Origin of the sequence: Streptomyces sp. WMMC1477, from assembly GCF_027460245.1 — a bacterium.
Classification (GTDB): Bacteria; Actinomycetota; Actinomycetes; order Streptomycetales; family Streptomycetaceae; genus Streptomyces.
Genome location: NZ_JAPZBD010000003.1, coordinates 2,257,499 through 2,280,460, shown reverse-complemented (window position 1 = coordinate 2,280,460; position 22,962 = coordinate 2,257,499). Strand labels below are relative to the sequence as shown.

General features: G+C 72.3%; 19 protein-coding genes, 1 tRNA gene and 1 pseudogene. 16 read left to right on the top strand and 5 right to left on the bottom strand.

All coding sequences use genetic code 11. The features are described from left to right. Window positions 1-413 precede the first annotated feature (413 nt). The 5 genes from topA to O7609_RS10440 all read left to right on the top strand — a co-directional run bounded on the left by topA (window position 414) and on the right by O7609_RS10440 (window position 10,118). The gene (topA, locus tag O7609_RS10460; RefSeq protein ID WP_269734662.1) at window positions 414-3,245 is read left to right on the top strand and encodes a type I DNA topoisomerase; all 2,832 of its coding nucleotides are present in this window, start codon (window positions 414-416) and stop codon (window positions 3,243-3,245) included. A gap of 269 nt (window positions 3,246-3,514) precedes the next feature. Next, a complete protein-coding gene (gene tmk, locus O7609_RS10455) occupies window positions 3,515-6,616 on the top strand; it encodes a dTMP kinase (RefSeq protein ID WP_269734661.1) in 3,102 nt (1,033 codons plus the stop codon). Between the two features lie 435 nt (window positions 6,617-7,051). Beyond that, the gene (locus O7609_RS10450; protein ID WP_269737111.1) at window positions 7,052-8,317 is read left to right on the top strand and encodes a DNA polymerase III subunit delta'; all 1,266 of its coding nucleotides are present in this window, start codon (window positions 7,052-7,054) and stop codon (window positions 8,315-8,317) included. A gap of 74 nt (window positions 8,318-8,391) precedes the next feature. Continuing rightward, window positions 8,392-9,984, top strand: a complete 1,593-nt coding sequence (locus tag O7609_RS10445; RefSeq protein ID WP_269734660.1) for an alpha/beta hydrolase — start codon at window positions 8,392-8,394, stop codon at window positions 9,982-9,984. Between the two features lie 60 nt (window positions 9,985-10,044). Next, a tRNA-Thr gene (locus O7609_RS10440) sits at window positions 10,045-10,118 on the top strand. A gap of 220 nt (window positions 10,119-10,338) precedes the next feature. Here O7609_RS10440 and O7609_RS10435 read toward each other — a convergent pair. The 4 genes and pseudogenes from O7609_RS10435 to O7609_RS10420 all read right to left on the bottom strand — a co-directional run. Continuing rightward, entirely contained in the window at window positions 10,339-10,896 is a 558-nt protein-coding gene (locus O7609_RS10435; protein ID WP_269743451.1) for a PIN domain-containing protein, read from the bottom strand. A gap of 4 nt (window positions 10,897-10,900) precedes the next feature. Next, complete coding sequence (locus O7609_RS10430) at window positions 10,901-11,455, bottom strand: helix-turn-helix domain-containing protein (RefSeq protein ID WP_269734658.1); 555 nt, start codon at window positions 11,453-11,455, stop codon at window positions 10,901-10,903. Between the two features lie 490 nt (window positions 11,456-11,945). Further along, the gene (locus O7609_RS10425) at window positions 11,946-12,422 is read right to left on the bottom strand and encodes a DUF5994 family protein (RefSeq protein ID WP_269744339.1); all 477 of its coding nucleotides are present in this window, start codon (window positions 12,420-12,422) and stop codon (window positions 11,946-11,948) included. A gap of 107 nt (window positions 12,423-12,529) precedes the next feature. Further along, window positions 12,530-12,726 (bottom strand): annotated as a pseudogene (locus tag O7609_RS10420) (NUDIX hydrolase); the annotation flags it as partial. A 583-nt stretch (window positions 12,727-13,309) separates the two neighbouring features. Here O7609_RS10420 and O7609_RS10415 point away from each other — a divergent pair. The 11 genes from O7609_RS10415 to O7609_RS10365 all read left to right on the top strand — a co-directional run bounded on the left by O7609_RS10415 (window position 13,310) and on the right by O7609_RS10365 (window position 21,821). After that, the gene (locus O7609_RS10415) at window positions 13,310-13,696 is read left to right on the top strand and encodes a hypothetical protein (RefSeq protein ID WP_269734657.1); all 387 of its coding nucleotides are present in this window, start codon (window positions 13,310-13,312) and stop codon (window positions 13,694-13,696) included. A gap of 14 nt (window positions 13,697-13,710) precedes the next feature. Continuing rightward, on the top strand, window positions 13,711-14,106 hold the full coding sequence (locus O7609_RS10410; protein ID WP_269734656.1) for a MaoC family dehydratase: 396 nt from the start codon (window positions 13,711-13,713) through the stop codon (window positions 14,104-14,106). Between the two features lie 3 nt (window positions 14,107-14,109). Continuing rightward, the gene (locus O7609_RS10405; RefSeq protein ID WP_269734655.1) at window positions 14,110-15,348 is read left to right on the top strand and encodes a cytochrome P450; all 1,239 of its coding nucleotides are present in this window, start codon (window positions 14,110-14,112) and stop codon (window positions 15,346-15,348) included. 10 nt (window positions 15,349-15,358) lie between these two features. Next, window positions 15,359-16,036, top strand: coding sequence for a 4'-phosphopantetheinyl transferase family protein (locus O7609_RS10400; RefSeq protein WP_269734654.1), 678 nt, complete (start codon window positions 15,359-15,361; stop codon window positions 16,034-16,036). A gap of 21 nt (window positions 16,037-16,057) precedes the next feature. Beyond that, on the top strand, window positions 16,058-17,728 hold the full coding sequence (locus tag O7609_RS10395) for an AMP-binding protein (RefSeq protein ID WP_269743450.1): 1,671 nt from the start codon (window positions 16,058-16,060) through the stop codon (window positions 17,726-17,728). Further along, window positions 17,728-18,519 (top strand): ferritin-like domain-containing protein, encoded by a 792-nt coding sequence (locus O7609_RS10390; RefSeq protein ID WP_269734652.1) that lies wholly within the window; start codon window positions 17,728-17,730, stop codon window positions 18,517-18,519. The genes O7609_RS10395 and O7609_RS10390 overlap by 1 nt, the downstream gene beginning before the upstream one ends. Next, entirely contained in the window at window positions 18,516-19,061 is a 546-nt protein-coding gene (locus O7609_RS10385; RefSeq protein ID WP_269734651.1) for a PaaI family thioesterase, read from the top strand. The genes O7609_RS10390 and O7609_RS10385 overlap by 4 nt, the downstream gene beginning before the upstream one ends. 40 nt (window positions 19,062-19,101) lie before the next feature. After that, entirely contained in the window at window positions 19,102-19,365 is a 264-nt protein-coding gene (locus O7609_RS10380; RefSeq protein ID WP_269734650.1) for an acyl carrier protein, read from the top strand. Between the two features lie 3 nt (window positions 19,366-19,368). Next, window positions 19,369-20,202, top strand: coding sequence for an SAM-dependent methyltransferase (locus O7609_RS10375; protein ID WP_269734649.1), 834 nt, complete (start codon window positions 19,369-19,371; stop codon window positions 20,200-20,202). Window positions 20,203-20,210: 8 nt separating this feature from the next. Then, on the top strand, window positions 20,211-21,098 hold the full coding sequence (locus tag O7609_RS10370; protein WP_269743449.1) for an acyl-ACP desaturase: 888 nt from the start codon (window positions 20,211-20,213) through the stop codon (window positions 21,096-21,098). Between the two features lie 456 nt (window positions 21,099-21,554). Beyond that, the gene (locus tag O7609_RS10365; RefSeq protein ID WP_332330045.1) at window positions 21,555-21,821 is read left to right on the top strand and encodes a hypothetical protein; all 267 of its coding nucleotides are present in this window, start codon (window positions 21,555-21,557) and stop codon (window positions 21,819-21,821) included. Here the strand turns inward: O7609_RS10365 and O7609_RS10360 are convergent. Then, window positions 21,791-22,792: a beta-ketoacyl-ACP synthase III gene (locus O7609_RS10360; RefSeq protein ID WP_269734647.1), complete on the bottom strand. Its 1,002-nt coding sequence runs from the start codon at window positions 22,790-22,792 to the stop codon at window positions 21,791-21,793. The genes O7609_RS10365 and O7609_RS10360 overlap by 31 nt on opposite strands. Window positions 22,793-22,962 lie beyond the last annotated feature (170 nt).

Here is a 22,962-nt window from a genome sequence, read left to right as displayed (position 1 = left end):
CTGTGGTACGGCATCGTGGCGCAGAGTGTGGTGTCCACGACAGTGAGCGCCCGGACGGTGGTCGATCGGGCCGCCGTAACCGGCGCATATCGTGCATGCTGGGTGGTATCCGTATCGATCGACCGCCCGGTGCGGCCCGGCCGGCCTCACCCCGGGCGTCGTCGAACCGCACTGAGGTGATTAGTCGGGTTACCGTTCGAGTGGCGTTGCTGACTTTTCCCGTTTGACAGGAGAGCGGGAGGTACGGTCACACTCCGACCCACCAGCGCGGCGCACGACATCCCACCGCGCCGACGTCGCGCCGGGCCGGCGAGCCGGGTCAGCGCACCCGTGCGACGTCAGCCGGCCCGCCCCGGCACCGCAGTACCTCGCAGCGCACCCGCTGACCACCAACCGGAGAGAAGAGCGAGAAGTTGTCCCCGACCAGCGATACCGCAACGGGCGGTCGTCGACTCGTGATCGTCGAGTCGCCCGCCAAGGCGAAGACGATCAAGGGCTATCTCGGCCCTGGCTACGTCGTCGAGGCGAGCGTCGGGCACATCCGCGACCTGCCGAACGGGGCCGCCGAGGTGCCGGCCAAGTACAAGGGTGAGCCCTGGGCCCGTCTCGGGGTGGACGTCGACCACGACTTCGAGCCGCTCTATGTCGTCAACAGCGACAAGAAGGACCAGGTCAAGAAGCTCAAGCAGCTGCTGGCCGAGTCCGACGAGCTCTACCTCGCCACCGATGAGGACCGCGAGGGCGAGGCCATCGCCTGGCACCTCCAGGAGGTGCTGAAGCCCAAGGTCCCCGTGCGCCGCATGGTCTTCAACGAGATCACCAAGGACGCCATCCGCGACGCCGTCAACAACACCCGGGACCTCGACCAGAAGCTCGTCGACGCCCAGGAGACCCGCCGCATCCTGGACCGCCTCTACGGGTACGAGGTCTCGCCCGTCCTGTGGAAGAAGGTCATGCCGCGGCTGTCGGCGGGGCGCGTGCAGTCCGTCGCCACCCGGCTCGTGGTCGAGCGGGAGCGCGAGCGCATGGCGTTCCGCGCCGCCGAGTACTGGGACCTCACCGGCACCTTCTCGGCCGGGGGCACCACCGCGTCCGACACCTTCGGTGCCCGGCTGACCGCCGTCGACGGCCGCCGTGTCGCCCAGGGCCGCGACTTCGGCTCCGACGGACAGCTCAAGCGCGCCGACCAGGTGCTCCACCTGGACGAGCAGGCCGCCCGCTCCCTGGCCGCGGCCCTCGCGGAGGCCGCGTTCTCCGTCCGCTCGGTCGACTCCAAGCCCTACCGTCGCTCTCCCTACGCGCCCTTCCGCACGACGACGCTCCAGCAGGAGGCCTCGCGCAAGCTCGGCATGGGCGCCAAGGTCACGATGCAGGTGGCGCAGCGCCTGTACGAGAACGGCTTCATCACCTATATGCGTACGGACAGCACGACGCTGTCCGAGACGGCCGTGACCGCCGCCCGTGCCCAGGTCACCCAGCTCTACGGCGCGGACTACCTGCCGGACAAGCCGCGCTCGTACGCCGGGAAGGTCAAGAACGCGCAGGAGGCGCACGAGGCGATCCGCCCCTCCGGCGACCGCTTCCGCACCCCCGCCGAGACGGGCCTCACCGGTGAGCAGTTCAAGCTCTACGAACTCATCTGGAAGCGGACCGTCGCCTCGCAGATGAAGGACGCCGTGGGCCAGTCCGTCACCGTCAAGGTCGGCGGACGCGCGGCCGACGGGCGGGAGGCCGAGTTCTCGACCACCGGGAAGATCATCACCTTCCACGGCTTCCTCAAGGCCTACGTCGAGGGCTCCGACGACCCGAACGCCGAGCTCGACGACCGTGAGCGCCGGCTGCCGCAGGTCGCCGAGGGCGACGCGCTGGGCGTCCGGGAGATCACCGCCGACGGCCACGCGACCAAGCCGCCCGCCCGCTACACCGAGGCCACGCTGGTCAAGGAGCTGGAGGAGCGGGAGATCGGCCGCCCGTCGACGTACGCGTCGATCATCAGCACCATCCTCGACCGGCGGTACGTCTTCAAGAAGGGCACGGCCCTGGTGCCGTCCTTCCTCTCCTTCGCCGTCGTCGGGCTGCTGGAGAAGCACTTCGGCCGGCTCGTCGACTACGACTTCACCGCGCAGATGGAGGACGACCTCGACCGCATCGCGCGCGGGGACGCCGAATCCGTGCCGTGGCTGCGCCGCTTCTACTACGGCGAGGGCGAGACACCGGGCGGCGCCGCCGAGGCCGGCAACGGCGACGGCGACCACCTGGGCGGGCTGAAGGAACTCGTCTCCGACCTGGGCGCCATCGACGCGAAGGGCGTCTCCTCCTTCCCCGTCGGCGAGGGCATCGTGCTGCGCGTCGGCCGCTACGGCCCGTACGTCGAGAAGCCGGGTCCCGAGGGCGAGACGGGCCAGCGGGCCGACGTCCCCGACGACCTGCCGCCGGACGAGCTGACCGTCGCGCTGGCCGAGGAGCTGTTCGCCAAGCCCAGCGGCGAGCGGGAGCTGGGCACCGACCCGGGCAGCGGCAACCCGGTCGTCGCGAAGTCGGGCCGCTACGGCCCCTACGTCACCGAGGTCCTGCCCGAGGGCACCCCGAAGACCGGGAAGAACGCCGTCAAGCCGCGCACGGCGTCCCTGTTCAAGTCGATGGACCTGGACACGGTCACACTGGACGACGCCCTCCGGCTGCTGTCCCTGCCCCGCGTCGTCGGGGTGGACCCGGAGTCGGAGCAGGAGGTCACCGCCCAGAACGGCCGCTACGGCCCGTACCTGAAGAAGGGCACGGACTCGCGCTCGCTGGAGAGCGAGGACCAGATCTTCAGCATCACGCTGGAGCAGGCGCAGGCCATCTACGCACAGCCGAAGCAGCGCGGCCGGGCCGCCGCCAAGCCCCCGCTGAAGGAGCTGGGCGCCGACCCCTTCAACGACCGCCCGGTCGTCGTCAAGGACGGTCGTTTCGGCCCGTACGTGACGGACGGCGAGACCAACGCCACCCTGCGGCGCGACGACGACGTCGAGACGATCACCGCCGAGCGCGCCTTCGAGCTGCTCGCCGAGAAGCGCGCCAAGGGCCCGGCCAAGAAGACGGCGAAGAAGGCGGCGGCGAAGAAGACGGCCGCCAAGAAGACGACGGCGAAGAAGACCACGGCGAAGAAGACGGCCGCCAAGAAGACGACGGCCAAGAAGACCACGGCGAAGAAGTCGGCGGCCAAGAAGACCGCCGCCGCGAAGCCGGGGCCCGCCACCGAGTGAGAGCACGAGCCGCCGCCCCCGCCCGGGGGAGGCGGCCTCGCTCGTTCGCGCTCCCGGGCGGCGGGCGAGGCGGATCACGCGTACCGGCTGCCGTTCCCGACCGGAGGGCCGGCTGGCCGTCCGGCCGCCTGGCCGTCCGGCCGTCCGTCGTCCGGCCGTCCGTCGTCCGGCCGTCCGTCGTCCGGACCGGAGCTGCCGGATCCGCTCGCGCGCGGCCCGATCTCCGGGTCCGGGCCGACGGTGTCGGCCGCACTCGATACGCTGCCCGTATGACGCGAGCAGAGCAGCCAATGACGGGCGACTCCGCCTCCGAAGCCCTCGCCGCGGACTCCCGCGAGCGCGCGGTGCGCGCGCTGGTGCGCTACGCACCGCTGCGACGGTTGTGGAGCGCCACCTACGTCAGCGGAATCGGGGACGCCCTCGGGCTCCTCGTGCTCACCCTCCTCACCGTCCAGGCCGTCATCGGCGTGGCGCTGACCGGCGGTGAGACGCTGTTCGGCGGCGGCTACCGCGGGGTGGCCCTCGCCGTCGTGGCGGTCTTCGCCACCCGCCTGCTCGCCACCCTGCTCTGCGGTGCCGTGCTGCTCGGCCCGGTCTCCTCCCTCGTGGCCCCGGGCGGTCCGCTCGACCGCCGCTGGACGATGATCGGCGCCGACGGCCTGCGGGCCGCGCTGCTGATCGTCGCGCCGCTGTGGATCACGTGGACGCCGGACAGCTCCTATGCCTTCCTCCTCGGCACCGTGTTCCTCGCGGGCGCGGCCGAGCGGCTGTGGACGGTCGCCAAGGACAGCGCGGCCCCGGCCCTGCTGCCCGAGCCGCCGCCCGAGGGCGCCGCCATACGCCCGCTGCCCGACCAGCACGAGGCCCTGCGCCGGCTGTGGGTGCGCGGCTCGTTCCTCGCCTTCCCGGCCGCCGCAGCGGTCCTGCTCGTCGTCACCCTGCTCAGCAATCTGCTGGGCACGGGCATCGTGTGGTTCACCGACCACCAGGCGGCCCTGGCGTCCTACGTCGCGGCCGGTCTGTTCGCCGCGTCGATCTCCCTGCTCGTCTTCCTCACCCTGCCCGCCACCTCGACGCCCCGCCCGCGCTCCCCGCTGGAGGGGCTGCGCAGGCCGCGCACCGCCGCCGGTCCCGAGCGGGGCCGGACGGGTGCCGTCCCGCTGCTCGTCACGGTCGCCGCCGCGGTCGCCGGCGCGGTCGGGGGCGCCGTCGCGGTGAGCGTGCTGCACGCGGCGGACTTCGGCGGCGGGCCGGTCACCTTCGCCCTCCTCGTCCTCGGCCTCACCGGCGGCACCGCCTGCGGCATCCGCGGAGCCGGGCACGTGCTGCCCTCGCTCTCCCGGCGCCGGGTGCTGGCCCTGGCCCTGATCGTCACCGGGGCCGCCCTGCTGCTGACGGGCCTCGTCTCCGACACGGCGACGATGCTGGCGGCCGGGCTCTTCACCGGGCTCAGCGCCGGGGTCGCCGCCCGCGCCGCCCACACCGTGCTCGACCAGGAGACCGAGGAGTCCCGTCGCACGCGGATGACGGAGCACCTCGGCGCCGTCGTCCGGCTGAGCATCGCGCTGTCGGCCATCCTGGCCCCGCTGCTCGCGGCGCTCATCGGCACCCAGCGGGTGGAGAGCGGCAAGTTCGTCTTCGCTCACGGCGGCGCCGCGTTCGTGCTCATGCTGCTGGGCGCGCTGCTCCTGCCCGTCGCCGCGCTGGTGCTCACCCGCGTGGACGACCGGCAGGGCGTGCCGCTGCGCCGCGACCTCCTGGACGCCGTCCGTGGCGGCGACCCGGAGCAGGCCACGGCCACGACGGGCTTCTTCATCGCCCTGGAGGGCGGGGACGGCGCGGGCAAGTCCACGCAGGCCGAGGCGCTCGCGGAGTGGATACGCGGCAAGGGACACGAGGTCGTCGTCACCCGGGAGCCGGGCGCCACGCCGCTCGGCAAGCGGCTGCGCTCGATCGTGCTGGACGTGTCCTCGGCCGGGCTGTCCGACCGGACAGAGGCGCTGCTCTACGCGGCCGACCGCGCGGAGCACGTGGAGACCGTCGTCCGGCCGGCCCTGGAGCGCGGCGCCGTCGTCATCACCGACCGCTACGTCGACTCCTCCGTCGCCTACCAGGGGGCGGGCCGCGAGCTGTCGCCGTCCGAGATCGCCCGCATCTCCCGCTGGGCGACGGACGGCCTCGTCCCGCACCTCACCGTCCTGCTGGACATCTCGCCCGAGACGGCCCGGGAGCGCTTCACCGAGGCCCCGGACCGGCTGGAGTCGGAGTCGTCCGGCTTCCACCAGCGGGTGCGCGCCGGGTTCCTCGCGCTCGCCGCCGCCGACCCGGCCCGCTACCTCGTCGTGGACGCGGGCCAGGAGCCGGAGTCGGTCACCGGCGTCGTCCGGCACCGGCTCGACCAGGTGCTGCCGCTCTCGGAGCAGGAGATCCAGGAGCGCGAGGAGGCCCGGCGGCGCGCCGAGGAGGAGCGCAAGCGCCGTGAGGCCGAGGAGGCCGCCCGCCGCGAGGAGGAGGAGCTTCGCAAGGCCGAGGCCGAGCGCCTGGAGCGGGAGCGCCAGGAGGAGCTCGCCCGGCAGGAGCGGGAGCGCCAGGAGGAGTTGGCCCGGCTGCGGGCCGAGGAGGAGGCCAGGGAGCAGGAGCGGCGCCGCCAGGAGGCCGAGGCCGCTCGCCGTGCGGCCGAGGCCCGGCTCGCCGAGGAGACCCGGCGCCGGGCCGAGGAACTGCGCCGTCGCGCCGAGGAGGAGCGGGAGCGCCGTGAGGCCGAGGAGGCCGCCCGGCGAGCGGAGGAGGAACGTCTCGCCCGCCAGCGCGAGGAGGAGACGCGGCTGCGCGAGGAGGCGGCGGCCCGGCGCGTGGAGAAGCAGCGCAAGGCCGAGGAGGCGCTGCTGCGGGCGGAGCGGAACCGCGCGGCGCAGCAGGCCGAGCAGGAGCGCGCGGTGGGCGGCTCCGAGGAGGACACCGTGCAGGTGCCCCGGGTGCCGCAGGATCCTCCCGCCGGCGCGTCCGACGGGGAGACGCAGGTGCTGCCGCAGGTCCCCGACGACGCGGCCCGGGGCGAGGCCGGGGGCGGCGCCCCGCGCGGGAGCGACCCTGACGACGTCACGCGCGAGCTCCCGCTTCGGCCGGACGCTCCCGCGGCCTCCGAGGCTCCCCCGGTTCCTCCGGCTCCCCCGGCGTCAGAGCCGTCGGACCGCGCCCGGCCCCGTCCCGCCTGGGCCGAGGAGACGCCGATGGACGACCTGCCGACCCTGGCGGACGAGCTGCTCGGTCCCTACGAGGAGCCCGCGGCCGCGAAGGACGGAGACGGGGGCGAGGACGGGGACGCCGAGGCCGACGGGGCCCATGGCGGCGAGCGCGGCCGACGCCGCTGATCCGGCTGCGGTCGGGAGCGCGCCCGGGGCTCTTGGCCGGTCATCGGCGTCTGGGCCGCCCCCGCGGCCCAGACGCCGCGCAGCCCACGGCCGGTACGAGCGGTGCCGGTGCCCGCGCGTTCCGCGGAAGCGGAGGCGGTGCGGGCGGTTCCCTTGCGTCCTTGGAGTCCGGCAAGGAGGGAGCTCCCGGCCGGCCGTCGGGGAAGGGCCGGCCCGAGGCTGCATGGTGACCATGTCATATGACTAGTCGGAGCGAGCCGGGCGTCGCCGGTCGAGCCCCGGAACGTCACCGGAGTTCACCCGCCCGGCGCAGTGCCGACGCTGTCGGTGCCATCCACGACAATGGACGCCGGAGTACGGCCGGGGTACGTCGAGTGGGACGTACCGACGGGCGAGCGGGATCGACCGAACGAGAACGGCGGCGGAAGGGCAGCCATGGCGGTGTGGGACGACCTGGTCGGCCAGGAGAGGGTGGTGGCCCAGCTCGCGGCCGCCGCCCGGGACGCCGACGCCTTCGTCACCGCCCACGCCGCCGCCGGCACCGCCGCCGAGGCCGCCCACACCCCGGCCGACACCGCCGCCGAGTCGGCGATCGCCGCCGGCTCGTCCATGACGCACGCCTGGCTGTTCACCGGCCCGCCCGGCGCCGGCCGGGCCACGGCGGCCCGGGCCTTCGCCGCCGCACTCCAGTGCGTCAGCCCCGACCGTGCCTCGGGTGGTGTCCCCGGCTGCGGCTTCTGCGACGGCTGCCACACCGCGCTCGTCGGCACCCACGCCGACGTCGACGTCATCCGTACGGATCAACTCACGATCGGCGTCAAGGAGACCCGCGAGCTGGTGCGGCGCGCCCAGCTCTCCCCGGCCGGGGGGCGCTGGCAGGTCATCGTCCTGGAGGACGCCGACCGCCTCACCGAGGGCGCGGGCAACGTCCTGCTGAAAGCCGTCGAGGAGCCCGCTCCGCGCACCGTCTGGCTGCTGTGCGCTCCCTCCACCGAGGACGTCCTGCCCACCATCCGTTCCCGCTGCCGCCTGCTGTCCCTGCGCACCCCGCCGGTGGACGCCGTCGCCGAGCTCCTCGTCCGGCGGGACGGCATCGAGCCCGCCCTCGCCGCCGCCTGCGCCCGGGCCACCGGCGGCCACATCGAGCGCAGCCGTCGCCTCGCCACCGACGAGCGGGCCCGGGCCCGGCGCATGGCCGTCCTGAAGCTGCCGACCCGGGTGGACACGGTCGGCGGCTGCCTCGGCGCCGCCCAGGAGCTGATCGACGCCGCGACCGAGGACGCCAAGCAGGTCGCCGAGGAGCTGGACGCCCGGGAGACGGAGGATCTGCGTGCCGCGCTCGGCGGCACCGAGGGCAAGCGGATGCCGCGCGGCACCGCCGGGGCGATGAAGGAGCTGGAGGACCGGCAGAAGCGCCGTGCCACCCGCACGCAGCGGGATTCGCTGGACCTCGCCCTCACCGACCTCGCCGCCTTCTACCGCGACGTGCTGGCCCAGCAGCTCGGGGCCGCCTCCGCCCCCACCGGCCCCGACCTGGGCCTCTCCGCGGCGGAGAGCGTCGGCCGGCTGGCCGCGTCCTCGCGCCCGGAACAGACCCTGCGGCGCATGGAGGCCATCCTGGAGTGCCGGGAGGCCCTCGACCGGAACGTCGCCCCGCTCCTCGCCGTCGAGGCGATGACGCTGGCGCTGCGCGCGGGCTGACGGCGTCCGGGGATATACGCTCCGTGGTGATCCCCACGGCAGGACCCACGGACTCGACCCGGCGAAGGTGACCGATGGACCCCAGGCGGCTGCTCCGCACCTCCGGCACGCTCACGGCAGTGGCCGCACTGCTCCTCACCAGCTGCACGGCCGAGGACGGCCGGGCGTCGTCGGCCCCGCCCGGCAACGCGTCCGACGCGGCGGGCCGGGGCGTCGACCGCGTCCTGCGGCCCCTCCCCGCCGAGATCCCCGACGACCTGCGCCCCTACTACGACCAGCGGCTCGACTGGCGCGACTGCGGCCCCGAGGGCTTCCAGTGCGCCGAGCTCACCGTCCCGCTCGACTACTCGGCCCCCGCCCCCGCCCCCGCCCCCGCCCAGGACCTCGAGCTGGCCGTCGTCCGCTCCCGATCCGCCGGCTCGGGCGAGCCCGCGGGCTCCCTCGTCGTCAACCCCGGCGGGCCGGGCGGCTCCGCGGTGGACTTCGTGCAGGACTTCGCCGGGCTCGGCCTGCCCGAGCCCGTCCGGGCCGAGTACGACGTCGTCGGCTTCGACCCGCGCGGCGTCGCCCGCAGCGAACCGGTCGAGTGCCTCTCCGACACCGCCATGGACGCCTACACCAGCGCCGACGTCACCCCCGACGACGCCGCCGAGACGGCCGCCCTCAAGCGGGCCAACGACTCCTTCGCCGACGGCTGCGCCGAGGACGCCGGGGAACTGCTGGGCCACGTCTCCACCATCGAGGCCGCCCGGGACATGGACGTCCTGCGCGCGGCCCTCGGCGACGACAAGCTCACCTACCTCGGCTACTCCTACGGCACCCTGCTCGGCGCCACCTACGCGGGCCTCTTCCCCTCCCGCTCGGGCCGCCTCGTCCTGGACGGCGCCATCGACCCGTCGCTGCCCGCCGAAGATCTCAACCGCGACCAGACGGCCGGCTTCCAGACGGCCTTCACCGCCTTCGCCGAGGACTGCGCCGACCGCTCCGACTGCCCTCTCGGCACCGACGCCGCCCAGGCGGGCGACACGCTCGGTGCCCTCCTCTCGGCGATCGACGAGGAGCCGCTGCCCACCGGCGAGGAGCGCGAGCTGACCGAGTCGCTCGCCACCACCGGCGTCATCACCGCCATGTACACCAAGCAGTACTGGCCCCGCCTGCGCCGCGCCCTCGCCGACGCCCAGGACGGCGACGGGGCCGCCCTCCTCGCGCTCTCGGACACCTACTACGAACGCTCGCCCGACGGCTCGTACGGCAACCTCATGTACGCCAACGCGGCCGTCAACTGCCTCGACCAGCCCGCCCCCTTCGCCGACGCCAAGGAGGTCAAGGCCGCGCTCCCCGCCTTCGAGAAGGCCTCGCCCGTCTTCGGCCGGAACTTCGCCTACTACACGCTGGTCTGCGCCGACTGGCCCGCGGAGCCCACCGGCGAGGCCAACCGCATCGAGGCCGAGGGTGCCGACCCGATCCTCGTCGTCGGCACCACCCGGGACCCGGCCACCCCCTACGTCTGGGCCGAGGGCCTGGCCGCCCAGCTCGACTCCGCGAGCCTGCTCACCTACGACGGCGACGGCCACACCGCCTACGGCCAGGGCGTGCCCTGCGTGGACGACGCCGTGGGCGCCTACCTGCTCAAGGGCACCGTGCCCGCCGACGGAAAGCGCTGCTGAACCCCGGCGCGAGCACCCCGCCGAGGTGTGTAAACTAAACCGCGCTGCACACCACGGCACGCCGCCTTAGCTCAGTCGGCCAGAGCGACGCACTCGTAATGCGTAGGTCAAGGGTTCGATTCCCTTAGGCGGCTCCGCGAGAAGCCCAGGTCAGTCAATTCTGGCCTGGGCTTTTCCACGTTGGTGGCATTGACTTGGGTCCGCTTCTCTCGCTGGGCAGCGCCGTGTGTGAGCCTGCGTGAGCGGACGATGACACCCTGCGGTCGGCCGGTTGCCACGGCAGCCGTGCTGGAATCGGGTTGGTGGCTACGCGGTTGACCAGTGAGCGGGCGCGGTGCAGGAGTAGAGCACGGGCTACTGGCCGGAGCGGAGGGCCGCGGTGGCCTCGAGGAGTCCGTCTCGCTCCAAGCGGCCGAGCACATCCCCCGTGGTGCCGGGTGGGTTCCTCCAGGAGTCGGCGATCTGTTGCACGGCAGCGAAGACGCGCTGCCGGTCGAGATCGATCTGGGCGAGGACGAAGTCGTCGGCGGAGACGGCCTCGATGTTCCACAGCGCCAGTGCCTCTTCAGGGAAGTCTTTCAGGTTGTGGGTCACGATGAGCTGAGCTTGCGCCTTGATCGCGGCGGCGAGCACGTGGCGGTCATCCGTGTCGGGCAGTTGCAGCGCCGACTCCAGAGGTTCGTGGTCCTTGACGAGGCAATCCCGCACAGCGCGCATCATCAACTCGCGTGTTCGGGCCAGCTTCGCCGGGTTGAGCTCTGGGCGGTTCGTATGAAGGTTCGTGAAGACCTCGTCCAGGATCCGATCCGTCCATTTCGCTTGTACGAGTCCCGCCTGGGCTATGCGGATGAGCAGATCGCGCAGGGTGCTGGGGTACAGGACGCAGGCGTCGTAGACGACAGTGAACGCCACGGGGTCAGATCAGTCCCATCTCCTGGTTCAGGGCGGTGAGCTCGTCCGCTGCTTGCCGGCGCCTCTGGTCGTCCTGGCGCTGGTAATCGAGGAGTGACTGTGCCTTGATCCTGCGGTGAGTGCCGACCTTCCGGTAGTCGATCTCACCGGCCTCCAGAAGCCCGATCAGGAACGGCCGGGACACGTTGAGCATGTCGGCTGCCTGCTGTGTGGTGAGCTCGGCGTGCTCAGGAACGATGGAGACGGCGCGGCCTGCCGCCATGTGGCTCAGCACTATGGCCAGCAGTTCCACTGCTTCGCGCGGCAGCTCGAGATCGGCTTCGCCTTCCTCGATTCGGAAGTGGATCCGCTCAGCGTCGGGCGAACGAGCGAGGGACTTCTTCACGGGCGGCAGAGCTCGCGCCGCGAAATCGGCGCTGGCTCCCGACGGGGGGGTGGGTGGAGCAGTCGAGGCGCTCATGATGTGACCGTCCCTTCGTGCTGCGGCAAGGATCGCTTCAAGGTGCCATAAGTGCATTATCCGCAACAGTCGAAATAAGTGCAACTGCTGTTGCGGCATGCTGCCCTCATCGCACAGACCAGTGTCCGCGTGGCCGGCCCCTTGGCGACCGCCCACATGCCTCCTCCCGGAGCGGCAGGCGCTTCGATGCCGTCGGGCCTGAGTGGGCATGGATCGCCGCGAGCTTCGTTGCGGCGACGCAGCTTCGGTTCACGAGCCTGCGTGAGCGATGCGTGAGCGGACGGGGTGGCACAAGGCGGACTCGGCGGCATGGCCAGACAAGGGTGCACGTCGCTGAGCAAGGGAAACGGGATGTGGCGACACCGACCGGCAGTGGCCGAGATGATCTTGGGGCACTCGTAATGCGTAGGTCAAGGGTTCGATTCCCTTAGGCGGCTCCGCGAGAAGCCCAGGTCAGTCAATTCTGGCCTGGGCTTTCCTGTCTGTCGCACCGACTGCCGCAACGCTCCGCCATGGACGGGCGACTTCGCGGGTGAGCACGCCCGGGCGAGATCCGGTGCCCCGTGGTCGGCCAAGGGGGCCGTCCTCGCTACGACGCCGAGCCGCTTCCGGTGTCGATGAGGATCTGCTCGGCCGTACTGGGGTTGTCGGCCAGGACGGCCTGGGCCATCGCCGCGTGGGCTGCCTCCGGCGTCGCGTCCGGAGGAATCACCAGCAGGGCGAAATGGTCCTCGGCGCCTCGCGTGATCAGGACGGTGTCGTCACCCACCGGGAAGGAGTCGACGTGCACCACCATGCCGTCGACGACGACCCGTGTCGGCAGCTCCTCCCAGGCCGCAGCGTCCAGGCCGACGCGCGTCAGGGGGCCGAGGTGGTCGGTGAGGGCGCTCAACAGCGCTGGCAACTCCGCCCCGATGTCCCGGGACCTCGGCCACCAGGCTCCGTCCAGGCGGCCCTCACGCGATGCTGTCGTCTCCAGCCGGAGCAGCGCTCCGCCCGGCCGTATCCGCCAGTGGGAGCCCGTCGGCAGGTGACGCGAGCCGGTGGGTGCGTCGGGGTCGGTCATGAGGATCACCCGTTCGGGATCCGACACGATCACGGAATCGCCTTGCTCTTCCCACGCTACTCCTCGTCCGCCGCGATACCCCGGGTGCTCGTCCGTCTTCCGGTTCGTCACGTCTGTTCCTCCAGGACGGCCGGAACGGGTGGGAAGACGGTACCGACGGAGATGAAGCGGGGTACCGCGTTACCGGGAACCCGCACCACGTCGATGGCCTCGTCGCTGTTCGTGGCCCCCCGGCCAGGTACTCGCAGAGGAATCACTCGCACAGCACGCCGGTCGTGGGGTGAAGGCGACGGCCGAAGTGCCGTGGGCGGCGAGGAAGGCTCGGGAGCGGAGACCCCGATCGCGGTGGCGGCCCTCTCGTCCGGAAGCGCCTCGGCGCAGGGAAGTCGGGAGAAGCCGCCGACGGCCGGGCCCTTCTCGCTGCCGCGCCCGTGGAAAACACCGGGGCGGGGCCCTGCGACGGCGGAAGAGCTGAGCTGGTGCAGGTGGCACGTGACGGTGCTGCGGCTGACGGTGATGCCGGGACGTCCCAGGTTACTGACCAGCAACGACGCGTCAGGGAGAGCCGGTGGTGCCGTGTGACGGCGTGCCCCGTGCCGAGGCCGGCCCGTCAGCTCGGAAGGCCGGTGCGGCAGGCGTGGCACGGTCTTGGCTTCGGGCGACGTCAAGAAGTGAATGCACGTCACATCTCTTGTTTTGCACGGGTGTTGGGGCGGCAGGTGTGTGACGGGAGCATGGAACTGTGACGTGAGACACACTTGGTGCTCCTGTGTTCCTTCCGCGGTCCCGTGCGGCATGATTCCGAGCGGATACCCGTTAGTAGGTAGCAAGTCGACCGTTACGCCGCCGTCTTCCCCCGCGCCGCATCTCCCGTCCTGGAGGGGCTGTTGTCGACCACTGTCAAGAACGCCGTTCACGGGGACATCTCCGTCGGTACCGTCCTGTCCTGGACCAAGCGGTACACCGATCAGGAGGTCCGCGACTTCTTCGAGCTGAGCGGCAACCCCGTCGATCCGCTGCCGGAGGAGCTGCCCTACATCCTGGCGGTCGCACCGCTGACCAAGCTGGGCGGGGACCTCGACTACCTCTCCCAGAAGATGGACTGGTCCGTGGCCCGGCCGGTCGGGCGGGGTGAGGAGATCACGGCCGAGCTGGAGGTCACCCGGCTGGAGCCGACGGAGGGGATGACGAAGATCGCGTTCAACGCCCGGATCCGGTGCGGGGACGACGTCGTCATCACCGGCCGCAGCAAGGGTTTCATCGTCGGCGTCTGAGGAGATTGGCTGCCATGGGCATCACCCGAACCGCTACGCACACGTTCAACTCACAGGAGATCGACGTCTGCGCCCGCCTGACCGGGGACCTGGGCGCACACCACATGGGTGGCCTCGGGGACCGCCGGATGGCCCAGGGCGCGCTCACGCTCTCCGCGGTGCCGCTGCTCGCCGAGCCGGGCGTGCACATGCGGGAGCTCTCCTTCACCTTCCTCGCGCCGGTCTTCGCCGGGGACACGGTCACCGCGAGTCTCTCCGCCACCGAGGGCGGGGAGGCGCCGGCCGGGCGCGTCCTGCTCGACTGCGAGGTGAATGTCGTCAACGCCGAGGGCGCGCCCGTCCTGGCCGGTACGGGGGTCGCCGAGGTCCCCCGCGCGCTGTTCGACGAGCAGACCAGAGACGGGAGATGAGCCGTGACGACACCCGGCCCCACGAGCGAGCTGAAGCTGCTCAGCCATGAAGTCTTCGTCGACCCCTACCCGACGTACGCGCTGCTGCGCGAGCACGCTCCCGTGCACTGGGACGACCAGCTCAACGGGTTCCTGCTGACGCGGTACGACGACGTGTACGGCGCCCTGCGCGATCACGAGACGTTCTCCTCGCGGCGCATCGGCCTGCTCGCGGCCCGCGGCGGCGCGGACCCGTCCCCGGCGATGCGGCACTTCATCCAGCTCGCCTCGCAGTGGATGTGGATGCTCGACCCGCCGGAGCACACCCGGGTGCGCAAGCTGATGTCCCAGGGCTTCAGCCCCCGGGACGTGCGGCAGGTGGAGCCCCGGGTGGAGGGGATCGTCGCCCGGCTGGTCGACGGGCTGATCGAGCGCGGCAGCTTCGACCTCATCCCCGACCTCAGCCGCGCGGTGCCGATCGGGGTGCTGCTCGCCCTCTACGGCCTTCCGGACGAGGACGGGCCGATGCTCACCGAGTGGGCGGACACCATGAAGCTGTTCCTCGGCGGCGCGCCCGACCTGCTGGGCACGCACGGTCCGGCGGCCCAGTCGCTGCGGCAGATGATGGCGTACCTCGGCGAGGTGATCGCCGAACGGCGCCGGGCCCCGGGCGACGACCTGATATCCCGGCTGGCGCAGGCCGAGGAGAACGGCGAGCGGCTCGACGACGAGGAGCTGTGCTCGAACCTGCTCCTGCTGCTGGTGGCCACGTACGAGACCAGCGTCGACATGCTGGGCAACGGCCTGCGCGGCCTGCTGGCCGAGCGCGACCAGTGGGAGCTGCTCCGGGCCGAGCCGGACCGCATCCCGGCCGCCGTGGACGAGATCCTGCGCTGGGACGGCCCGGTGCAGCTCACCCACCGGCTGGTGACGCGGGACGTCGAGCTGCACGGGACGACGATCCGGCAGGGTCAGCTCGCCTACCTCGTGCGGGGCTCGGCCAACCGCGACCCGGCGCAGTTCGCCGACCCGGACCGGCTCGACGTCACCCGCACGGAGACGGGCCACGTCGCGCTCGGCACCGGGGTGCACTACTGCATCGGGGCCGGGCTGGCGAAGGTCGAGGGGGCCTACGCGCTGCGGGAGCTGACCCGGCGCATCCCCGGGCTGGCGCTCGACCCCGAGCGTCCGTACCGGTGGCGCGCGGACAACCTGCAGTTCCGCGGCCTGGCCACGCTGCCCGCGACGACCGGAAGACCGTAGCCGGGCGTCCATGAAGACGACAACGGGGGCTGAGCTTCACCTACACCTGGTCGAGCTGTCCGTCGTGCACGCGGCGGCGGAACAGCTGCCGGCCGCGTTGCCCGGGCCGGAGCGTGCGGCGCTGCACGGCCGGTACGCGCCGGGCCGCCGCCGCACGCAGGCGGAGGCGTCCCGGGTCCTGGCCCGAGCCGTCCGGCGGCGCGCCCCGGGGCGGGCGCACCTCAACGTGAGCCACGACTCCGGGCTGCTCGCCCTCGTCCAGGGGGCCGGCCGCTGCGGGGTCGACGTCGAGGACGCGCCGGAGGGCGAGCTGCGCGAGGTCGCCCACCGCTTCTGCGGGGCCGAGGACCGGCCCCTGCTCGCCGGGCCGGGCGGGGCCAGGCTGCTGTGGGCGGCCAAGGAGAGCGTCGCCAAGGCGCTCGGCCTGGGGCTGCGCGCCGGGCTCGCCACCATCCACTTCACCGCTCACCCCGGCCGGTCCTGGGCCGAGGTCACCTGGCGCGGCTCGGCGGCGGGGCTGCGCACCCGCGCCGTCGACCTGGGCCACCGTCACCTGGCGGTCACCGCCGAGGCCGTGCCCCGGGTCGTCCGCCTGACCCGGTGGGCGCCCCGGCACGCCGACGGCCGCTGGTCACTGCACCCGACCGCCTCCACGGCGGGACTTCCGGAGATATCGACGTCCGACTGACAGCGCGATGGGGGCCAACGCATGGACGAACCGACACTGCACAGCTCGCTGGACAAGGTCGTGGCCGACCACGGGGAGGTCACCGTCGACTTCCCCGCCGAGCGGACCGCGCTCTCCCTGAACGACCTGAGCACGCGCTCGCGCCGGATCGCGGCGCGCCTGCGCGGGCTGGGCATCCGTGAGGGCGACCGGGTCGGCGCCCTTTCCACCAACGAACCCGACTTCCTCCTGTTGTTCTTCGCGCTCAGCCGGCTCGGGGCGTGCGTCTGCCCGCTGCCGATGAACACGCGGGAGGCCGAGACCGCGAAGCTCGTCAGCGTCCTGGACGACGCGGGCATCAAGGACGTCCTGGTCTCCGGGCGGCTGGCCCCGATGCTGCCGTTCATCGAGGAGGCGGTCCCGGGCCGCCGCGTGCTCGGCGCCGCGGACGTCCTGACCGACGGTGAGGGCGACGCCGAGGTGGACGGCGTCGAGGTGGACGCGGACCGCGAGATCGTCCTGCAGTACACCTCGGGCAGCACCTCCTACCCGAAGGGCGTCCGGCTGACGCACGCCAACGTGCTGGCCTGCCTGCGGGCGATCCGGGACGGGATCAGGCTCACGCCCGCCGACCGGAACTCCAGCTGGCTGCCGCTCTTCCACGACATGGGCCTGTTCGGCACGCTGACCGGCATCCTCACCGGGGTCCCGTGCACGATCTGGCGCCCGTCCGCGTTCGTCAAGGACCCGGCGGGCTGGCTGCGGCAGTTCGCCGACGGCGGCTACACCATCAGCCCGATGCCCAACTTCGCCTACGACTACCTCGTGGACGCGGTACCGGCCGAGGAGGCCGCGTCCTACGACCTGTCCCGCTGGCGGGTGGCGTTCAACGGCGCCGAGCCGATCGCCGTGGACTCGCTGGAGGCTTTCCTCCGGCGCTTCGCCCCGGCCCGCTTCGACCCCCGCACGATGCTGACGGTCTACGGCCTGGCGGAGGCGACCCTCGCGGTGACGTTCCCGCCGCTGGAACGGGAGCCGCGCTGGGACTGGGTGGACCGGGCGGCGCTCGCCGAGCGCGGCGCCGCCGTGCCGGTGGAGCGGACGGCGCCCGGTGCGCGCGGGGTGGTCGGCGTCGGCAGCCCCGTGCTGGGGATGCGGCTGCGCGTGGCCGACGCCGAGGGGCGCGCCGTGGCCGGGGACCGGGTGGTCGGCGAGGTGCAGCTGCGCGGCCCGTCCGTCACGGCGGGGTACGTGGACGACGCCGGAACCCTGGACCAGCCGTTCACCGCGGACGGTTGGCTGCGCACCGGCGACCTGGGCTACCTGGCCGGGGGCGAGCTGTACATCACCGGGCGCGGCAAGGAGATGCTCATCCTCCGGGGCACCAACTTCTACCCGGACGACGTGGAGAGCGCCGTACGCACCGACGAGGCCGTGCACCGGCGGCGCTGCGTGGCCTTCGTCCACCAGGCGGACGAAGGGGACCGCCACGACGAGTACATGGTGCTGGTCGCGGAGACCAGCCGTCCCGAGGCCGAGCACCCCGAACTGGCGGCGCGGCTGCGTCACCGGGTCCGCTCGGCGCTCGGGCTCGACGAGCTGCGGGTCGTCCTCGCGGCTCCCGACTCCCTCCCTCGTACGACCAGCGGAAAGCTCCAACGACTCACTGCGAAGCGGGCCTTCGCGGATGATCAGGCCGAAAGGGGCAACTGATGCACACCTACGACGTGTTCACGCAGTACGAACGCAACCACTGGAAGCTGACGGACGTCGACTTCTCCGCGGTCCGCAAGGATCTCGTCCAGCCCGAGTACGTCACGATCGCCAAGAGCGCCGTGATGGGCGAGTCCAACGTGATCGCCGCGGTGCACGGCTTCCTCAACGAGTTCGTGGAGGACTACGACTTCTCCACCTTCGCGGTGGTCTGGGGCAACCAGGAGGTCCAGCACCACTACATGTTCAAGGCGTGGCTGGACGCCGTCGGGGAGAAGGTGGACGACGGCGCGGTGGCGGCCATGCGCGCCCCGTACGACCCGGGCACCACCCCCTCGGCGACGCTGGCCACCAACATCATCTCCGAGCTGACGGTCAACCACATCTACCGCCGCGTCGCCCACGCCGTCGAGGAGCCCGTTCTCCACGACCTGTTGCTGAAGGCCAGCCGGGACGAGGCCGCGCACGCCCGGGAGTTCATCCACTTCTGCCGGGAGCGGCTAGCCCGCCACCCCGAGGAGAAGGCCTCGGTCCTGGAGACGCTCTACGTCTACACCTCCGACTCCCGCATCAAGCACCCCGTCGGCCTGTTCAAGAGCAACCTGACCGAGCTGGAGGACCACGAGACCATCGACACCGCCTTCGAGCTGTTCCTGGAGCAGGTGGCGGACGCCGACGAGCTCAAGGAGCTCCAGCACAAGATTCGCCGCGTCTTCGGCGGCATCGTCGAGATGGACCTGTCGACCAACGGCAAGGTGCGCCACGCCCTCGCCGACGTGATCGCCGCATGACGGCCCGCACCGAGGCGACGGACGGCCCTCTCGGCGAGCCGGTCGAGCTGCCCTGGCGCGTACTGCCGGACTACCAGTGCTTCGGCTGCTCGCCGGCCAACGACAAGGGCCTGCGGCTGCGGTTCGTCCACACCGCCGACGGCGGCATCGAGTGCGCCTTCAGCTTCGACCGCGCCTTCGAGTCCTATCCGGGCGTCGTGCACGGCGGGATGTCCACGACGATCTGCGACGAGATCATGGGCAACCTGCTCGTGCTGCGCCTGGGCGTCTCCGTCTTCACCACCAGCATGCGCACCCGCTACGTCGAGCCCCTGGCGATCGGCGCGTCCTACCGCTGCACGGCGAGCACCGAGGCGGTGGCGGGGGACGCGGGCCCGCACCACGCCCAGGCCGAGATCACCGACGCCGGGGGGAACGCCGTCGTCTTCGCCACGGGCGCGTACCAGCCCGTGACCGAGGAGCAGGCCAAGAAGCGCATGGCCATGTCCGAGCGCGAGGCTCGGCTGGTCGACGAGGCGCTGGCCGAGCTCCGCTCCCACTGACCGCACGACCGCACTGCCACCAGCGAGGAGAGACACCGACATGGCCGAGAGCACGAGCAACGACGAGATCATCCGCACCGTGACCGAACTGGTCGCCGCCGAGTTCGGGCGCCCCGTCGAGGAGCTGACGCCCGACCTCGACCTGAGCGCGGTGGAGGGCGCCGACTCGGTGAAGGTGCTGCGGTCCGTCGCCCGCATCGAGCGCACCTACGACATCGAGCTGGAGGACGACCAGGTCTTCGGCTTCAAGACGATCAACCACGTGGCGGACGCCGTCGCGAAGCTGATCGCCGAGCGGGGCTGACCCGTGACTGCCGAGGCGAGGACCAACCAGCACTACGACCAGGACCCGCGGGTCTTCGAGCTCTACCTCGACCGGACCCGCAAGTACAGCGCCGGGATCTACCGCACCGACGAGGACACCCTCGACCAGGCGCAGCAGAACAAGCTGCATTACGTCGCCGACCGGCTCGGCGCGGCGCCGGGCAAGCGGATCCTGGACATCGGCTGCGGCTGGGGCTCGCTGATCCTCTTCATGGCCGCCGAGTACGACGCGACGACGGTGGGCATCAGCCCGGCGCCCAACCAGCACGCCTACATCGCCGAGCAGGCCGCCGCGGCCGGCCTCTCGGACCAGGTGTCCACCCGGATCGGCGAGTTCGAGGAGCACGAACCCGAACCGCGCTCCTTCGACGCCATCAGCATGCTCGGGTCCATCGTCCACATGCCCGACCTGGACGGCGTCTTCCGCAAGGCCTACGCGGCGCTCAAGCCGCGCGGCCGGATGTACGTCTCCGAGAGCTGCTACCGCAACGCCGCCCGGCGGGCCGAGTTCGGCGAGCGGGAGAACTCCGTCTTCGTCCGGGACTCCATCTTCGGCTGGGGCGACATGCGGCCCCTGTCCGACCTGGTGCGCGGTGCGGAGAACGCCGGGTTCACCGTCGTCGCCGTGGACGACCTGACCGAGAACTACTGGCGGACGATCGAGGACTGGCTCGCCAACGTCGCCCGCAACGCGGAGCGGCTGGACGCGATCGAGCCGGGGCTCTCAGACCAGCTGACCCGCTATCTCAAGACGGCCAACGCGGGATGGGGCTTCACCACCAAGCACTACGCCCTCACCCTGCAGAAGTCGCGTTAGGGGGAGCGATGACCGACTCCGTCACCCCGACCCGGCGGATCGCCCAGGTGGGCGGCCCGCTGCTGCCCGCCGCCGACGTGGACACGGCGGTCGGCGCGTTCCTGCGCACCTCGCCGCCCACGCTCCGCTGGGACGTCGACTTCAGCTTCGACTGGGCGCAGGCCGACGCCGGCCGGCTCACCGAGGGCGAACGGTCCGCGGTGCAGTTCATCACCATCATCGAGGACCACCTGCCCGGCTACTTCGCCCTCTACGAGCAGAACTTCCCCGTGGACGACAGCGTCGACCGCGAGACCTACATCCACAACCGCGAGCTGTACCACTTCACCGTCCGCTGGGCCCAGGAGGAGGACACCCACGCCCGGGCCCTGGCCAGATACCAGCTGTCCGCGGGCCTGGCCGAGCGGGACGCCCTGTGGGACTCCCTCGCCGAGGAGGGCCGTAAGCAGTTCCAGCTCCCCCACGACGAGGCGGTGCAGTTCTTCACCTACCCCCTGGTCCAGGAGAAGGCCACCCAGATCTACTACCAGCACCTACGCCAGGCGGTCGGTGATCCCCTGCTCAAGGAGATCCTGGTCCGGCTCAGCAAGGACGAGGCCCGGCACTTCTCGTTCTTCGCCGACATGGTCCGGCTGTACCTGGAACGCTACGGCGACGCCGTCGTGGATCCCATCCGTGAGGTCATCGCCGAGTTCCGCATGCCGCTCGCGGACACCATCCGCGGGTACTGGCGCTGGGCCCTGAAGATCGCCGACACCGCCCGCTACGACCACACCGAGGCGTACGACCACCTGGTCAAGGTCGTCAACCGGGCGGTGGACGCCAGGTCGGACAAGGTGGACGAGCTGATCTCCTTCGTCACCGCCTGCCGCCAACTCCAGACCAGCCCGCTCTGACGCGGTCCGGTCCCCACGAACCCCGGGTCAGCCCACTGCCCCGGGGTTCGCCGCGTCCCCGCCCGGGATCGCTGCGACGATCGCTGCCCAGGCGGCGGGGAGACGACGCTTCTCGTCGCGCCTTCGACCACACCCCGTAGTTGTTGCTCATCGTCAACTCCCTTGTGGCCAGTGCGCTGTCACATCCGAACCCCTGGTCAGCGCAGCCCGGACCACTTCAGAGTGGCGCCCGCGCTGAGGGTGCCGCCGCGGCCCAAGCGGCCCCCGGAGGTGTGTCTGCGGGGTGAGGACTGCGCCCTCGTCCGGCCGTATGCCGTCGCGCACGAACGGGACATGGCGCAGGACGGGACCGAGATGAGGGGCTGATGCGGCACACCGGCGGGCCCGCACGGCTGTTGCCGTGGAGCGGGCCGGAGGGGCGGCCCTGCTGCGTCGTGGGGGACGGGTATCTGCCGGGTGGCCGACCACGTGGAGGGCGTCCGGCTCGCCATGGCCGACGAGCTGCTGGGCCCCGTGGACGACCTGCTCGCCGACCGTCGGGCGACGGCCGAGCAACTGCGCCACGTCGTCGAGCGGACGGCGGAGGCGCCGCGGGACGTGCGCCGGATCGCCCGGAGCCGTGGCGAGCGGCTGGGGCGTAGGGGCGGGGGCCTCGGCCCCACGGGCGGCGCCGTCCGGCTCGTCGTCGGCCGTCAGGGCAGCGTGGCGACGACTCCCGCGTAGGAGAGCCCGGCGCCGTAGCCGAGGAGCAGGGCCGTGTCCCCGGGCCGCGCCTCACCGGCGGCGAGGACGGCGTCCATGGCCAGCGGGATGGAGGCGTCGGCCGTGTTGCCCGAGGTCACGATGTCCTTGGCGACGACGGTGCGCTCCGTCAGCCCGATGCGCTTGGCCATGGCGTCGATGATGCGGACGTTGGCCTGGTGCGGCAGGAAGACGTCCAGCGCCTCGACGGGCACCCCCGAGGCGGCCAGCGCCCGTTCCGCCACGCGCGACATTTCGTACACGGCCCACCGGAAGACCCGCTGCCCCTCCTGCCGCATCCACGGGAACTCGCGGCCCGGCGCGTCCCGCAGGACGCTCCACGGCTCGGTCTGCGCGATCGCGTCCGCCTGCGAGCCGTCGGCGCCCCACACGGCGCGTCCGATGCCGGGGGCGGCGGAGGGGCCCACGACGACGGCTCCGGCACCGTCGCCGAAGAGGAACGCCGTGGCCCGGTCGGCCGGGTTGATGAGGTCCGTCATGCGCTCGACGCCGACGACCAGCACGTGGCCGCCCCGGCCGCGGACGGCGTCGGCGGCGAGGACGACGCCGTGCACGAAGCCCGCGCAGCCCGCCGCGAGGTCGAACGCCGCCGCGTTCACCGCGCCGACCCGGTGGGCGATCTCCGCGGCCACGGCGGGCGTCTGCCGCAGGTGGGTGAACGTGGCCGCGATGACGCAGTCGAGGTCCGCGGGGTCGAGCCCGGCGGCGGCGAGGGCCTTGGCGGCGGCCTGCTCGCCCATGACGCCGAGCGACTCCCCGGGGTCCGCCCAGCGCCGGGTGACGATGCCCGTCCGGGAGCGGATCCAGGCATCGGAGGAGTCGATGAACCGGCACGCCTCCGCGTTGTCGACGACGCGACGCGGCCGGTACGCGCCGACTCCCGTGATACGCGCGAACGGTGTGTCGGTGGAGTTGGTGATCTCTGCCTGCATGGGTGCGTCCGACCTATCCCTGACGTGCGGTCCCGGCCTGCTGAAGCGCCGCGGGAACGCCTTCCTACCCGAAGGCGTCCGGCGGCGGGCGCGACGCGCGGGACGTCATCCGATCGGGTGGGGTCGGGCGCGCCCGTATCTCCTTCGCCTCGTCCGTTCTTCCGCGGCTG

Excerpts from the sequence above, each read along its gene's own strand:
- tmk (WP_269734661.1), top strand. The coding sequence starts at position 3,515 with ATGACGCGAGCAGAGCAGCCAATGACGGGCGACTCCGCCTCCGAAGCC.
- O7609_RS10450 (WP_269737111.1), top strand. The coding sequence starts at position 7,052 with ATGGCGGTGTGGGACGACCTGGTCGGCCAGGAGAGGGTGGTGGCCCAG.
- O7609_RS10445 (WP_269734660.1), top strand. The coding sequence starts at position 8,392 with ATGGACCCCAGGCGGCTGCTCCGCACCTCCGGCACGCTCACGGCAGTG.
- O7609_RS10430 (WP_269734658.1), bottom strand. The coding sequence starts at position 11,455 with ATGCCGCAACAGCAGTTGCACTTATTTCGACTGTTGCGGATAATGCAC.
- O7609_RS10425 (WP_269744339.1), bottom strand. The coding sequence starts at position 12,422 with ATGACCGACCCCGACGCACCCACCGGCTCGCGTCACCTGCCGACGGGC.
- O7609_RS10410 (WP_269734656.1), top strand. The coding sequence starts at position 13,711 with ATGGGCATCACCCGAACCGCTACGCACACGTTCAACTCACAGGAGATC.
- O7609_RS10400 (WP_269734654.1), top strand. The coding sequence starts at position 15,359 with ATGAAGACGACAACGGGGGCTGAGCTTCACCTACACCTGGTCGAGCTG.
- O7609_RS10395 (WP_269743450.1), top strand. The coding sequence starts at position 16,058 with ATGGACGAACCGACACTGCACAGCTCGCTGGACAAGGTCGTGGCCGAC.
- O7609_RS10390 (WP_269734652.1), top strand. The coding sequence starts at position 17,728 with ATGCACACCTACGACGTGTTCACGCAGTACGAACGCAACCACTGGAAG.
- O7609_RS10385 (WP_269734651.1), top strand. The coding sequence starts at position 18,516 with ATGACGGCCCGCACCGAGGCGACGGACGGCCCTCTCGGCGAGCCGGTC.
- O7609_RS10380 (WP_269734650.1), top strand. The coding sequence starts at position 19,102 with ATGGCCGAGAGCACGAGCAACGACGAGATCATCCGCACCGTGACCGAA.
- O7609_RS10370 (WP_269743449.1), top strand. The coding sequence starts at position 20,211 with ATGACCGACTCCGTCACCCCGACCCGGCGGATCGCCCAGGTGGGCGGC.
- O7609_RS10360 (WP_269734647.1), bottom strand. The coding sequence starts at position 22,792 with ATGCAGGCAGAGATCACCAACTCCACCGACACACCGTTCGCGCGTATC.